This window comes from Novosphingobium endophyticum (assembly GCF_014640675.1).
GTDB classification, from domain to species: domain Bacteria; phylum Pseudomonadota; class Alphaproteobacteria; order Sphingomonadales; family Sphingomonadaceae; genus Novosphingobium; species Novosphingobium endophyticum.
The window spans coordinates 99,682-113,092 of sequence record NZ_BMHK01000010.1 but is presented as its reverse complement, the minus strand read 5'-3'; the positions used below and the strand labels follow the sequence as shown (position 1 = coordinate 113,092).

Here is a 13,411-nt window from a genome sequence, read left to right as displayed (position 1 = left end):
CATGGGGCCTTCTTCCCAAGAACCAGTCGAGCCTCGGTCGGGCACGGTCCATGTGCCCGGGATCACCTTGCGTTATGTTGACTGGGGTGGTGACCATCTGCCGCCGTTGGTGTTGATCCACGGTGGCGGCGATCATTCCCGCAGTTGGGATTGGGTGGCGCGACGACTGTGCGCGCGCTGGCATGTGATCGCGGTCGATTTGCGCGGGCATGGGGACAGCGACTGGTCCCCGGAAGGAAATTACGGCGAAGGTGTGCTGGTCCGTGATTTGCTGCTGCTGCTCGACGCCCTGGCGATCCGGCGGGCTACCATTATCGCCCACTCGCTCGGCGCCAACATCGCCATGCGGTTCGCCGCAGTCTTTCCGGAGCGGATGAACCGGCTGGTGTCGATCGAAGGTCTGCTCGCGTCACCTGACCGCCTGGTGCTGGTGGACAACACGCCGATGCGAACTCGTTTGCGAACGTGGTTGGAGGAAACGGAGCGCATTCGCATGCGTGTGCCGCGCCATTTTCGGTCGATGGACGAAGCGACAGCCCGGATGAAGGAGCGCAACCCGCATCTCGCCGGCGAGCGCCTGCATCATCTGACACATCACGCAGTGCGTTTGGGCGACGATGGCTTCTATCGTTGGAAGGTCGATCCAATGATCCGCAAACGTCCCCCTGATATGAGCAATGACGCGCTCAACGACCTGTGGAGGGCGCTGACCTGCCCCATACTGTTGCTTTACGGCGCTGAAAGCTGGGCATCCAATCCCGGAATGGACGGCCGCCTCGGCCTCTTTGCGAATGCGCGGCTGCGGGTGATCGAGGAGGCGGGGCATTGGGTGCACCATGACCGGTTCGAGGAGACGATGCGTGAGATTGACGCGTTCCTGAGCGAAACTGCGACGGTGCCGGACCAAGGTTGAACGTGGGGTCACCGCTGATCGCCGGTCCCTGGCTCCTTCTATATCCCCGCCCATTCTAATGCATCCTCGGCAAGCGCTGCCGCGACGGTGCGCGTGAACCGGGCCGCTTCCACGCCATTGACGACGCGATGATCGTAGCTGAGCGACAGCGGGATCACTTTGCGCGGCAGGAAGGTCGCCCCGTCCCATACCGGTTGGACGCGCGTGCGACAAAGGCCCAGTATAGCCACATCGGGGGAATTGATGATGGGGGTGAAACCGGTCCCGCCGATGCCGCCAAGCGAGCTGATGGAAAAGTTTCCACCGGTCATCTCGCTGAGCGGCAGGCCCTTGTCACGTGCGCGAGCGCTGACTTCCGAAATTTCGCTTGCGATCTCAATTACGCTCTTGCCGTCGCATCCCCGCAGTACCGGTACGAGCAGGCCGTGCGGGGTGTCCATGGCCACGCCTATGTTGAAATAGTTCTTGAGGACAAGCCGGCCACCCTCAGCGTCCAGGCTGCTGTTAAGGCGCGGGTGGGCGCGTAACGCGGCGACCACGGCCTTGACCACGAACGCCAGAGGGGAGATCACTCGTCCATCCGCGGCAAGCCGCGCGCGCGCTTCTTCCACCGTGGTCATGTCGGCCTCGTCATGATGGGTCACGTGCGGGATGGTCGCCGCGTTGCGAGCCATCGTTTTGGCGACGACCTTTTCGATTCGATTGAGCGGGACGACTTCGACATCGCCGAAGGCTGCGAATGAATCTTCGAAGGCGGTTGATGACGGAGGGGGCTGGTTCATGGGTTATCTCGCAGTGATGTAGTGGATTGCAGGGGAGGGCGGCATTGCGGAGTGGGTGCCGTCATCAGGGGGGAAGCGGCCGCCTTTGCCCTTTCGCCACAGGGATGCGGGTTCTGCCTCCCTGTGGCGCGGTGCTGCTCTTCAATAGGACCGCGGCATGTCAAGGACATGCTCGGCCAAATAGGACAGGATCAGGTTCGTCGAGATCGGAGCGACTTGATAGAGGCGCGTCTCGCGATATTTGCGCTCGATGTCGTACTCGCTAGCGAATCCGAAGCCGCCGTGGGTCTGCAGGCACGCCTCACCGGCCGCCCAGCTGGCGTCCGCCGCCAGCATCTTGGCCATATTCGCTTCAGCGCCGGCATTGCCGCCCGCTTCATAGACGCGCAGGGCTTCCGCAACCATCAATTCGGCCGCGCGCATCTGCGCGTAAGCCCGCGCGATCGGGAACTGGATGCCCTGATTCTGGCCGATCGGCCGCCCAAACACCTGCCGCTCACGCGCATAGGCGGATGCGCGCTCGATGAACCAACGGGCATCGCCGATGCATTCTGCCGCAATCAGGATCCGCTCTGCGTTCATGCCCGAGAGGATGTATCGAAAGCCCTGGCCTTCCTCGCCGATGCGACTGGCGACCGGGACACGCAGATCGTTAAAGAATATTTCGGTCGTTGCGTGATTCATCATCGTCTCGATCGGACGAATGGTCAGGCCGTTGTCGAGTGCTTCGCGCATGTCCACCAGGATCACCGAAAGGCCTTCTGTGCGCTTGCTCACCTGGTTCGCCGGTGTCGTACGGACCAGCAAGATCATCAGGTCGGAATGCTCGGCCCGCGACGTCCAGACTTTCTGGCCGTTGATGACATAATCATCTCCATCACGCCGCGCGGTTGTCTTGAGCGAAAGCGTATCGGTACCGCTGGTCGGCTCGGTGACGCCGAACGCCTGTAGTCTGAGCGCGCCGCTGGCAATCTGGGGAAGATACTGGGCCTTTTGCTCATCCGACCCATGACGCAGCAATGTACCCATCGTGTACATCTGGGCGTGGCAGGCGCCGCCATTGCAACCGGAAGCCTGGATCTCCTCGAGGATGGCGGCGCCGCCTGAAAGCGGCAGGCCAGCGCCGCCATATTCCTCGGGAATAAGCGCGGCAAGATACCCTGCGGCGGTCAGAGACGCGACGAATTCATCGGGGTAGAGTCGGTCACGATCCTTCTTGCGCCAATATTCTCCGGGGAACTCGGCGCAGAGCTTGCGGATTTCGCCACGGATGTCGTCATAATCGGGTATCATTTGCCCTGGCTCCTTCGGGTTCTGTGTGCGTCGTCGACGCAGTCATCTTGTTGGGACGGTCCGCCAAACTCGGCGAGGCCATTAGTGAGCGCGATCACGCCGCGCTCCTCAACGAGGGTCTGGAAGGCCACGCGCTCCTTCCCTTCGATCCAGATGCGGGTCAGCAGCGTCTCGCCCGGAAAGACGGGCGTCGAAAAGCGGGCGCCGAGCCGAGACAGGCGTGAGGCATCCCCGCCGGCTTGACCCTCGATCAACGCGCGCCCGGCGAAGCCGAAGGTACAGAGACCGTGCAGAATGGGCTTGTCGAACCCCATAGCCTGCGCTCGCGCCGGATCGATGTGGAGCGGATTGTAATCACCCGACAAGCGATAAATGGCGGCCTGATTCTCTCGTGTGGGCGTGCGGACTTCCTTGTCCGCCGGGCGGTCGGGTATCGGATGCGGACGCCGTCCGTTGGTCGTGATGCCACCGAAGCCGCCCCCGCCGCGCAGGAATAGCCCGGTATCCACGGTGGCGATCAGAGAGTCGTCGGCAACGTCGTGTATGCTGCGCGTGAGGTTCACCACTGCGCCCTTCGCGCCCTTGTCCAATATGTCTGTGATTGTCGTGACGCCCCGAACCGTACCCGCCGCCGGCATCATGCGATGGAGGCGAATTGATTGCTCGCCGTGCAGCACTTGGCGAGGCGTGACGCCATATTCGGGCTCAGGAGCGAAAAAGCCGGGATATGCGGCGATGACGCTCATCATCGGATAAGCAATCAGCCCGTCTTCATAGATGTGCGCCAGCCGTTCCGCGCCTATTCCGAGCGCGTAGAGGATCGTGTCTCGCGTCGTAAAGGTGTGGATCGTCTCGCGCGGCGGCATCCGTATGAGACGCTCATAATCGAGAGGCATTCGTCATCTCCCTTCTCCATCCACATGCGGCTCTCCGGGGAGCGATTGCGATCCGCGAATATGGCGCGCAATCGTTTCCCGAAGGCCGTCCCGAACCCCGCCATTGCAACATCTAGAAAAATGTTGCAACATTAGGAAGGAAAATGAGCATCGGCGGGCGGGTTTTTGTTGATGAAAATGGTTTCATCATATAGAAATCATTTCAGGATGTGGAAATCGGCGTCACTGTTTGGCGCGGCGCCGATCGGCGCGATGGTTCAAGGAGAGGCATTTTTATGGCGACCGACGTTCTCTTGCCCAGCCTGGCATTTGGCATGGAGGCAGGAATGCTCACCGAGTGGCTGGTTTCCGATGGCGCCAGCGTCACCGAGGGCGAAATGATCTACGCTCTGGAGAGTGAAAAGTCAGTGCAGGAGATCGAGAGCCCCGCAAGCGGCATCATCTCAATCAAGGCGCAGCCCGGCCAGGAATATCCCGTGGGGCAGGTACTGGCGAGCATCGCCTGAACTTGCTGATTTCGACTGAAAACGAAAAGGATCGACCCTTGGAGAGATTGAACGGCCCGGACGGGGCAACGCTCCTGAACATCTATGGTAAGGTGTCGCTCATCAAGCAGTGCGATGAGCGGCTGATCCGCCTGATCCGCTCGGGCAGGCTTGCTGCACCATATTACTCCCCTCGCGGTCAGGAAGTGATCCCCGCGGCGATTTCGGTGTTATTGAACGACGATGATTACGTCGTGACAATCTACCGCGGCCTGCACGATCACCTTGCCAAGGGCGTGCCGTTGAAAGGGCTTCTAGCAGAATATTTCGGACGCGCCGCCGGCCACTGTAAGGGTAAGGGCGGTCCTATGCACATTACCCACCCCGCATCGGGGGTGGTGATGACGACCGGAATTGTCGGCAGCGGCATCCCCATCGCCAATGGCTTGGGCTGGGCCTCTCAGTTGCGCGGCGACGGTCGTATCGCGGTCACGAATTTTGGCGACGGCGCTTCCAATATCGGCGCTTTCCACGAGGGGCTGAACCTGGCCGCGGTGTGGAAGCTTCCCGTGATTTTCGTCTGTCAGAACAATCAATGGGCCGAGCACACCTCGCTTGCTGGCGGTACCTCGGTGACTGACATCGCAAACCGCGGCGCTGCCTATGATATGCCCTCGATCCTGGTCGACGGGAACGACGCGCGCGCGATGTGGGGGGCGGCGCGTGAAGCGGTTGAGCGTGCGAGAAACGGCGGCGGTCCGACGCTGATCGAGGCGAAGACATTCCGCTTCAACGGTCACAACCTCGGCGATCCGGCGCATTATATTCCCGAGGAAGAATTGGCGGCCTGGCAACTGCGCGACCCGCATCCGGCGTTGCGAGCCCTGCTGATTGCCGAAGGGCATGCGACCGAAGCTGAAATAGCGGCAATCGAGGAATCGATCGCTGCTGAGATCGAGGACGCAGTCGCTTACGCGATGGAGCAGCCCTATCCCGACGAGAGCGAGGGTAGGCTGGACATTTATGACGAAGAGATCGCGATATGACCACTGGAACCGAGAACCGCGCTGACGAGCGCACAGTAACCTGCGCCGACGCTGTGCAGGAGGCATTGGCCGAAGCGATGGAGCGCGACGACAGTGTGATCGTCCTGGGCGAAGATGTTGCCGATCTCCAGGGTGGTGGCATTCGTGGATGCACCCAAGGTCTGTCGACACGTTTTGGCGACGGCAGAGTCCGTTCGACGCCCATCTCCGAACAGGCGATCATCGGCGCTGCGGTGGGCGCAGCCATTGCCGGGATGCGGCCGGTCGCCGAGATCATGTTGATGAACTTCATCACCGTCGCAATGGACCAGATCGTCAATCATGCGGCCAAGACCCGCTATATGTCGGGCGGTCAGGCCAGTGTTCCGCTGACGATTCGCACGATGACGGGCGCGGGCGCGGGCACTGGTGGCCAACATTCCGACATGCTCGAGGCGTGGCTTGCCCATGTGCCCGGCTTGAAGATCGCGGTGCCATCCACCGCGGCCGATTACAAGGCGCTGCTGACGGCCTGCATTTTCGACGACAATCCGTGTATCTTCATCGAGAACACCCTGCAGCTCAAGTCCAAGGGTTCGCTGATCGCGAACGAGAAGCCGCTGCCATTGGGCAAGGCCCGGATCGTTCGGTCCGGCAGTGACGTCACGCTCATCAGCTATGGCCGGCCGATGATCGACGCGGAAAAGGTGGCGGCGTCCTTGGGCGATCAGGGCTTGTCGGTCGAACTGATCGACTTGCGGACCATCGTGCCATTCGACGAGGAAACCATCCTCAACTCGGTTGCGAAAACCGGCCGGGCAGTTGTCCTGCATGAGGCGGTCAAGCGGTTTGGCGTCGGCGCTGAAATAGCCAGCAGAATCCACGAGGAGCTGTTTGCCGATCTGAAAAAGCCGGTCCTGCGCCTCGGCATGCCGTACACTCCCGTGCCCTTCTCGTCGGCGCTGGAAAAACCCATCCTGTGGAACGCCGATAAGATCGAGGCGGCAATCCGCAGCCTGATGTAACCCGCCGGCAATCACGGCACGGCGAACCAGGAACCGGGGTGGCAATGTACGATCTGAAGGACAAGCGTGCGCTCGTTACGGGTGCTTCATCGGGCCTCGGTGCCCATTTCGCAGGCGTGCTGGGAAGGGCGGGTGCGCGTGTCGTGCTCGCCGCCCGCCGACAGGCGGCGCTGGACGAGGTGGCGGCTCGGCTGGCGGCCGACGGAATCGCGGCCGAGACCCTGGTCATGGATGTAACTGCGGCTTCAGCTGCTCGCGACGCGATCGAGCAGGCGGGCGCGTTCGACATCGTCGTCAACAATGCGGGCATCGTTCGCAGCAATCCGGCGCTCCAGCAGAGCGAGGAAGACTGGGACGACGTCATCGACACCAACCTCAAAGGCATGTTTATTGTCGCGCAGGCGGCAGCAAATGCAATGCAGCGGGCTGGCGCGGGCGGGTCGATCGTCAATGTGGCCTCGATCCTGGGCCTGCGTCAGGCCGGCGCGGTTCTGCCCTATGCCGTGTCCAAGGCGGGCGTGATCCAGATGACGAAGGCGCTTGCGCTCGAGGTCGCCCGCTACGGTATTCGGGTCAACGCGCTGGCGCCAGGTTATCTCGCAACTGATCTCAATCGTGACTTCTTTTCATCCCCGGCAGGACAGGACATGATCCACAGAATCCCTCAACGTCGCCTTGGCGAACTCGGCGATCTCGAAGGCCCGCTGTTGCTCCTCGCGTCGGACGCCTCCCGCTACATGACCGGTTCGGTGCTCGTCGTCGACGGCGGTCACCTCGTCAGCTCGCTTTAGGAGGACGCATGGTCGACAAGGTCTATGACGATGCCGTGGCCGCACTGGATGGGTTGCTCTTCGATGGCATGACCATCGCAGCGGGCGGCTTCGGCCTGTGCGGAATCCCCGAGACATTGATTGCGGCGATCGAGCAATCGGGGGTGCGCGACCTTACGCTGGTCTCGAACAATGCGGGCGTGGACGACTTTGGCTTGGGCAAGCTGCTGCGGGCTGGGCAGGTTACCCGGATGGTCAGCTCCTATGTCGGCGAGAACAAGGAATTCGAACGGCAGTACCTTGCAGGCGAGCTCCAGATCGAATTCTGTCCCCAGGGCACGCTCGCGGAAAGGATGCGCGCTGGCGGGGCCGGAATAGCGGGCTTCTATACGCGCACAGGCGTCGGGACACTCATTGCCGAGGGTAAGGAAACCAAGATGTTCGGCGGCGAGCCCTACCTGCTGGAGACTGGAATCGTGGCCGACCTAGCCATTGTCAAGGCATGGCGTGCCGACCCCTACTGCAACCTTATCTACCGAAAGTCGGCGCGCAATTTCAATCCGATGGCGGCGACATGCGGCAAGATCACAGTAGCGGAGGTCGAGGCGATGGTGGGGCCAGGAACGATTGATCCCGACCAGGTCCATACGCCCGGCATATTCGTGAAGCGGCTTATCCGGGCGGCATCCAACGAAAAGCGGATCGAGAAGCGCACAGTTAGCGCGGGGGCAGTATGATGGGCTGGACCAGGGACCAGATGGCGGCGATTGCCGCGCGCGAGCTTGCCGACGGCTTTTATGTGAACCTGGGCATCGGTATCCCGACGCTCGTCGCCAATCAAATCGATCCGGCAATCGACGTGACGCTTCAATCCGAGAACGGCATGCTTGGGCTTGGCCCGTTCCCAGCCGAGGCCGATGTCGACCCCGACATCATCAACGCTGGCAAACAGACGATCACGGAGCTCGATCGGACCAGCTATGTTTCGTCGGCCGACAGCTTCGGCATGATCCGTGGCGGGCATATAGATGCGTCGATCCTGGGCGCGATGGAAGTTGCCGAGAATGGTGACCTCGCCAATTGGATGGTGCCCGGAAAGATGGTCAAGGGCCCGGGCGGTGCGATGGATCTGGTTGCCGGTGTGCGTCGGATCATCGTCCTGATGGATCACGTCGACAAGGTGGGACAACCGAAGTTCCGCAAGGCTTGCTCGCTGCCCCTCACGGGAACGAACGTGGTCGACATGCTCGTGACTGATCGCGCGATCTTTCGCCGGGAAAACAGGCAGTCGCCGTTCTGCCTGACCAGGTTGGCTCCAGGGGTTTCGATTGACGAACTACGAGCAGTTACCGAAGCGGATTTCAACGACACGCGTTGAAGAGGAGGCCAGCCGCAAACCCGCGTAGTCGAGCGGTAGCGTCACGACTTGCGCGTAGAGCCGCTCGGCGCGAACGCCGAGCCCCAAGCGGTGGCATTCAGCCCAGCGCTCGCAAACCCATGCGTGACAGATCGGCGGTCAGCGGACGGTCATAAGATGGGTCGGTCCGGTCCCGGCGCGGCGCCGCGCCGCTGTTCTGGGCCTTTCGCGCAGCTTCGGGCAGGGCGAGCTCGCCTGGCCGGCCATGCCATTCGATGAGGCATTTTCGCAGCGCTATTGCCCATTTGCCATCGCGCCGTTCGAACCGGTCGACATACCGGCCACCGCGCAGCGTCAGCGGTGTGCCTGAAACGTTCATCGCAGCCGACATCCAATATGTCTCGGTATGCGCCGTATCGCCATCAAGCTCGCAGAAATGGTTGGTGATGATATGCTGCGTCGCGGTCTGGTTGGTCGAATGATAGGCAAACACCCAATCGGCAAACTCTTCGGGCGTTCCAACGAAGAGGCCGTGGTCATCGATTCCGTCGTTATGATATGTCGACAGAAGAAGTTCTCGGTCGAGCCGGTCCACGCCTCTGCAATAGGCGATGAGTTTGTCATGGATACTTTGGCGGTCATAGAGTTCGCGAACCATAGCGACGACGTCTTCGCTCATTTTCCTCGTCCTTTCGTCGATTTCGGCGTTGCATGCATTTCACCATCGATCGGCTGAATGTCCTGACGCGTGTGTAGCCGGCAATGATGGGGCCTGAAAAGGTGTTGCATCATACAGAAATGGTATGCATGGTTTAGAAAATATGCGTGCGTATTGCAACTGGCAAGAGCGCGCTGTGCCGCCCCGGTAGCCGGGACAGCACGGAAAAGGAGAGCGGGATGTTCGGTCTTGGGCAGGTCTATCAGACTGGCTTCGTAGTCGCGGATATGAATGCGGCACTGGATCGCTGGACGGCGTGCGGCGTCGGGCCTTTCTTCCTGCGCACGCTCGCGCTGGGCGGGTCGATGGACGGATCTCCCGTCAACTTTACCGCCCGGATCGCGCTTGGCTTTTCCGACGATATGCAAATTGAGCTTATCCAGGTGGTTGGCGGTGATGGGTCACCTTATCCTGCTCCCCCTCGGGGCGAAGCACAGTACCTCCACCACCTCGCCTTCCAGACGCAGGACGTTCGCGGGGAAACCGATCGCCTCGTTCGCCGAGGCATGCGGGTGCATTATGAGCTTAACGTTGCTGGGGGGGATTATGCCTATCTGGCCTTCGAACCAGGCGGTGGTTCTGGCCTGGTGGAGCTGCTGCCGGTCAGGTCGGAGAGCACGCGGAGAGACTCGATCTATAAGGAAGCTGCAGCCAATTGGCAGGGCGAAGACCCGGTCCGGACCCCGCAAGGAGAACAAGCGTGATCACGGGGGATGAGCAGACCGCGCAGGCCGATGGGTTCTTCGCATCCAGTGAAGACAATTTGCACGCCAAGGCGGTTGAGGCCACCGGGCTGGAGGATTTCGGCGATCCGGCATATCGCACGGGGCTGGCCAAGCTGCTCCGCTCGTTCGACGAGGATCTTGAGCGCGACCCGGCCCGAAAAGAAGCTTGTCTTGCGCTCGCGCTTGCGCCGCTGATCGCACGCCTCTTCGTCGAAGACGGGCTGAAGCGATATGCCGGCAGCGCAGATGCCGGCGTCGTCGCTCCCGTGTTTGTCGTCGGATGTCCGCGATCGGGGACGACCGCGCTGCATAAGCTCCTCGCCTGCGACGAGCGCTTTCAAGGCCTCGAATCATGGCTTATCAAAACGCCGATGCCGCGGCCCCCCAAGCGTGAATGGGCCGACAATCCGCATTATCGCCAAGCGGTCGCGAGGTTCGAGAGTCGTCTGGCCGCGACGCCGGAACTCAAGTTCATCCACTACACCCAGCCGAACGAAGTCGACGAATGCCTTGGGATAACGGCCCAGACGTTCGTATCGAACGCTTTCGGTTCGACCGCCTATGTTCCGAGCTATGATCGATGGTTCGTTGAACAGGACGCCCGTCCGCTCTTCGCGACGCTCGAACGCAATCTTCGGCTGATCGGGGCCAACGAGAGCCATAAAAGGTGGTTGCTCAAGAATCCGAGCCATGTCCTCGACCTCGATATGCTGCTCGATCATTTCCCCGACGCGATGGTCGTCCACATCCACCGCGATCCGCTCAAATCGATGCCGTCGACCTTCAGCCTGCTTTCCAAGCTCCACCGCCAGTTCGATGGCGAGCAAGTCAATCTCCCCGCGCTTGTGGAGCGGGAGATCGGATTGTGGAGCAAGGCTCTCACCGATGCGGTCGATATCGCCGCGCGGCACCGTGATCGCGTCATCGAGGTCATGGAGCACGACATGATCGCCGCGCCGCTCGAGATCGTCCAGCGGATCTACAGCTTCGCCGGGATGGAACTGTCCGCGCAGACGAAACAGGCGATGCACACCTGGTGGGCGCAGCATCCTGTCGGCAAGCATGGAAAGCATCGCTACAGCGCCGAAGCCGTTGGCGTCACACAAGAGGCATTAGCGCAGCGGTTTGCGACCTACCGGGCTCATTATGGCTTCGACCGGCAGGACGGCGAGGGCGGACGATGAAGGCGGTCGTATTCCGGGCTCCGGGAATGCCCCTGTCGGTCGAGGAGTGCCCAGATCCGACGCCCGGCTCCAGTGAAGCAGTGCTTAAGGTCGCACGTTGCGGGATCTGCGGGACTGATCTTCACATGACCGGCGGCCATGAAGGCAGTTATTCGGCCGGAATGATCATCGGCCACGAATATGCCGGCGAAGTCGTAGCACTCGGATCGGGGGTCACGACACTCAAGGTTGGCGATCTGGTGACGTCCCTGCCCGTGCGGGGATGCGGACAGTGCGGTCCCTGTATCGCAGGTGATCCCATGCGATGCACAGGTCCCGAAAAGCAGTCGGCTTCACGCGGCTTTGCGCAATATGTTCTCGTCAACCAGCGATCGACGGTGCGATTGCCGGTGGATGTCAGTCTTGCGGACGCTGCGCTGACCGAACCGTTCAGTTGCGGTCTGCGCGGCGCGTCGCGCGCGGGTATCGTGCCCGGGGCAACGGTGTTGGTTGTCGGCGTGGGCGCGATTGGTCTTGCCGCGATCTTCTGGGCCCGGCGTATGGGCGCGGGAAAGATCGTGGCGACGGCTCGTACGGACCGTGCAGCATCCTTTGCGCAAATGCTCGGCGCGACGCATTTTATCCGTTCGAACGACCAGTTTGACGGAGAACTCATTGAGGCACTGGGAGGCCCGCCCGACATCGTCATGGAATGTTCGGGCGCGCGCGGGATGATCGATCGAAGCGTGCACTGGGCAAAGCCGGGCGGCCGAGTGGTCGTTCTTGGCTTCTGCACCGACCACGACAGCTTCGTTCCAGCTACCGCTCTGTTGAAAGAGACGGAGTTTCATTTCGTGAATACCTATACGCGTCAGCAGTTTACGCACTGCCTCGACACCTTCGGGCGGGAATCGATCGATTTTCAGAACCTTTTCGCGCCGCCTGTCTCGTTCGACGAGTTTCCCACGGTGTTCGAGCAGTTGCGCACAAAAAACAGCCACCTGAAGTTCATGCTGGACCCGTGGCTCGAACGCGGAGAAGCAAGATGACACAGCGGCAACCGTCCGATTGGGCGGATTTCCTGGATATGTTGAAGGCCGCCGCCGAGCTCATCCGGCTGACATCCCGGCCGTCTGATCCTCAGATGGAAGCGGAACTTAGCCAGCAGCTTCTGACCAACATCGCCACCGCCTATTTCATCTACTTCCTCGCGACGCCAGAGCACCCGGATTGGATTCCATTGCCAAGTCTGGCCTTCATCGTCCAGCCCAATCCCGACGACATCTACTTGCGCGCGCCGCTGCGCGGTGACCTGACTTACCGGATTGTCGGGGAACGCGGCACGGCGCGGGTGGTCACTTTGGGCATCAAGGAGGGTCTGGTCGGTACCGCCGAACCGCCCCATCCGATGCTCAACTTCTGCGACGTGGACACGCTCGAGCTGGAAGCGGATGGCAGCTTCGAGTTGCTCCTCAGCCAGGAACGGCCGCTAGGCCATGTGGGCAATTGGCTCTATCTCGATCCTCGGGCGACGACGATCCAGGCGCGCTTCCGGTTCTATGATTGGGCGAAGGAGCGCGATGGACGTCTTGCGATCGAGTGCCTTGACAGCCCGGTCGAGAAGCCCGTGGCAACCAGGGCCGAGATCGCAGAGCGGCTTGGTGCCACCGCACGCTACGTCGAACGTTATGCCAGGACGTGGATGGACTATCAGCAGGGGCTGCGCGATCGGGGTATGATCAATACCCTTGAGTTCACCGCTTTTGCCGAGCTCGGTGGTCTCGATCCGAAGCTCGCGGCGGCGGCCGTCCCACAGCATTACTGGAGCGGCATTTTCGAACTTGGTGCCGACGAGGCGCTGATTCTCGAAACGGCGTTGCCCGATCCGATCCGGTACTGGAATGTGCAACTTAACGACCCGCTGTTCAATGCGGTCGATTATGTGAACCGGCAGAGCAGCCTCAACGGGAGTCAGGCGCGGCTCGACGAGGATGGACTGTTTCGCGCGGTGATCTCGGCAGTGGATCCGGGGGTGCCCAACTGGCTCGACACCGCTGGCTTCTCGCATGGAACCCTGATCGGACGCTGGTTTGGCTGCGGGGAAGGGCCGCTGCCTTCGCTAACCAAAGTTCCGCTGGCAGCCGTGCGCGACTTCCTGCCCAAAGATACCCCCGTCATGGCGCGAGAAGATCGCGCTGGAGTGATCTCGGCGCGCCGCCGCGCGGCGCAGATGCGGCGTCACTGGTAATCGAATCCTCA

At 61.4% G+C, this 13,411-nt stretch carries 15 protein-coding genes; 11 read left to right on the top strand and 4 right to left on the bottom strand.

Features of this window, described 5'->3' with window-relative positions; genetic code table 11:
- Window positions 1-67: 67 nt before the first annotated feature.
- On the top strand, window positions 68-913 hold the full coding sequence (locus tag IEX32_RS09550) for an alpha/beta fold hydrolase (RefSeq protein WP_188770842.1): 846 nt from the start codon (window positions 68-70) through the stop codon (window positions 911-913).
- Window positions 914-951: 38 nt separating this feature from the next.
- Here the strand turns inward: IEX32_RS09550 and IEX32_RS09545 are convergent, their stop codons facing one another.
- From IEX32_RS09545 to IEX32_RS09535, 3 genes are all read right to left on the bottom strand, one after another.
- Window positions 952-1,695, bottom strand: a complete 744-nt coding sequence (locus IEX32_RS09545; RefSeq protein WP_188770840.1) for a 2-oxo acid dehydrogenase subunit E2 — start codon at window positions 1,693-1,695, stop codon at window positions 952-954.
- A gap of 141 nt (window positions 1,696-1,836) precedes the next feature.
- Window positions 1,837-2,988 carry an acyl-CoA dehydrogenase family protein gene (locus tag IEX32_RS09540; RefSeq protein ID WP_188770837.1) on the bottom strand — a complete coding sequence of 384 codons (1,152 nt, stop codon included), beginning with the start codon at window positions 2,986-2,988 and terminating at the stop codon, window positions 1,837-1,839.
- The gene (locus IEX32_RS09535) at window positions 2,985-3,854 is read right to left on the bottom strand and encodes a MaoC family dehydratase (RefSeq protein WP_229736281.1); all 870 of its coding nucleotides are present in this window, start codon (window positions 3,852-3,854) and stop codon (window positions 2,985-2,987) included. Before IEX32_RS09535 ends, IEX32_RS09540 begins: the two co-directional genes overlap by 4 nt.
- A 305-nt stretch (window positions 3,855-4,159) precedes the next feature.
- Here IEX32_RS09535 and IEX32_RS09530 point away from each other — a divergent pair, with 305 nt between their 5' ends.
- The 6 genes from IEX32_RS09530 to IEX32_RS09505 are packed head-to-tail and all read left to right on the top strand — an operon-like array spanning window position 4,160 to window position 8,567.
- On the top strand, window positions 4,160-4,390 hold the full coding sequence (locus IEX32_RS09530) for a biotin/lipoyl-containing protein (protein ID WP_188770834.1): 231 nt from the start codon (window positions 4,160-4,162) through the stop codon (window positions 4,388-4,390).
- 2 nt (window positions 4,391-4,392) lie between these two features.
- A complete protein-coding gene (locus IEX32_RS09525; protein WP_229736280.1) occupies window positions 4,393-5,415 on the top strand; it encodes a thiamine pyrophosphate-dependent dehydrogenase E1 component subunit alpha in 1,023 nt (340 codons plus the stop codon).
- Window positions 5,412-6,419, top strand: a complete 1,008-nt coding sequence (locus tag IEX32_RS09520) for an alpha-ketoacid dehydrogenase subunit beta (protein ID WP_188770832.1) — start codon at window positions 5,412-5,414, stop codon at window positions 6,417-6,419. Before IEX32_RS09525 ends, IEX32_RS09520 begins: the two co-directional genes overlap by 4 nt.
- Before the next feature lie 44 nt (window positions 6,420-6,463).
- Complete coding sequence (locus IEX32_RS09515) at window positions 6,464-7,210, top strand: SDR family NAD(P)-dependent oxidoreductase (protein WP_188770830.1); 747 nt, start codon at window positions 6,464-6,466, stop codon at window positions 7,208-7,210.
- 8 nt (window positions 7,211-7,218) lie between these two features.
- Window positions 7,219-7,926, top strand: coding sequence for a CoA transferase subunit A (locus tag IEX32_RS09510; RefSeq protein ID WP_188770828.1), 708 nt, complete (start codon window positions 7,219-7,221; stop codon window positions 7,924-7,926).
- Window positions 7,926-8,567 carry a 3-oxoacid CoA-transferase subunit B gene (locus IEX32_RS09505; protein ID WP_188770902.1) on the top strand — a complete coding sequence of 214 codons (642 nt, stop codon included), beginning with the start codon at window positions 7,926-7,928 and terminating at the stop codon, window positions 8,565-8,567. The genes IEX32_RS09510 and IEX32_RS09505 overlap by 1 nt, the downstream gene beginning before the upstream one ends.
- Window positions 8,568-8,664: 97 nt before the next feature.
- On the opposite strand, the gene IEX32_RS09500 is transcribed toward IEX32_RS09505, so the two are convergent.
- Window positions 8,665-9,225 (bottom strand): nuclear transport factor 2 family protein, encoded by a 561-nt coding sequence (locus IEX32_RS09500; RefSeq protein ID WP_188770826.1) that lies wholly within the window; start codon window positions 9,223-9,225, stop codon window positions 8,665-8,667.
- A 146-nt stretch (window positions 9,226-9,371) separates the two neighbouring features.
- Here IEX32_RS09500 and IEX32_RS09495 point away from each other — a divergent pair, with 146 nt between their 5' ends.
- Genes IEX32_RS09495 through IEX32_RS09480 form a run of 4 tightly spaced genes read left to right on the top strand, consistent with a single transcriptional unit; the run spans window position 9,372 to window position 13,400 of the window.
- Window positions 9,372-9,968, top strand: a complete 597-nt coding sequence (locus IEX32_RS09495; RefSeq protein ID WP_188770824.1) for a VOC family protein — start codon at window positions 9,372-9,374, stop codon at window positions 9,966-9,968.
- A complete protein-coding gene (locus IEX32_RS09490; RefSeq protein WP_188770822.1) occupies window positions 9,965-11,173 on the top strand; it encodes a sulfotransferase family protein in 1,209 nt (402 codons plus the stop codon). The genes IEX32_RS09495 and IEX32_RS09490 overlap by 4 nt, the downstream gene beginning before the upstream one ends.
- Window positions 11,170-12,201, top strand: a complete 1,032-nt coding sequence (locus tag IEX32_RS09485; RefSeq protein ID WP_188770820.1) for a zinc-dependent alcohol dehydrogenase — start codon at window positions 11,170-11,172, stop codon at window positions 12,199-12,201. Before IEX32_RS09490 ends, IEX32_RS09485 begins: the two co-directional genes overlap by 4 nt.
- A gap of 38 nt (window positions 12,202-12,239) precedes the next feature.
- On the top strand, window positions 12,240-13,400 hold the full coding sequence (locus tag IEX32_RS09480) for a DUF1214 domain-containing protein (RefSeq protein ID WP_229736279.1): 1,161 nt from the start codon (window positions 12,240-12,242) through the stop codon (window positions 13,398-13,400).
- The last annotated feature ends 11 nt before the right edge of the window (window positions 13,401-13,411 follow it).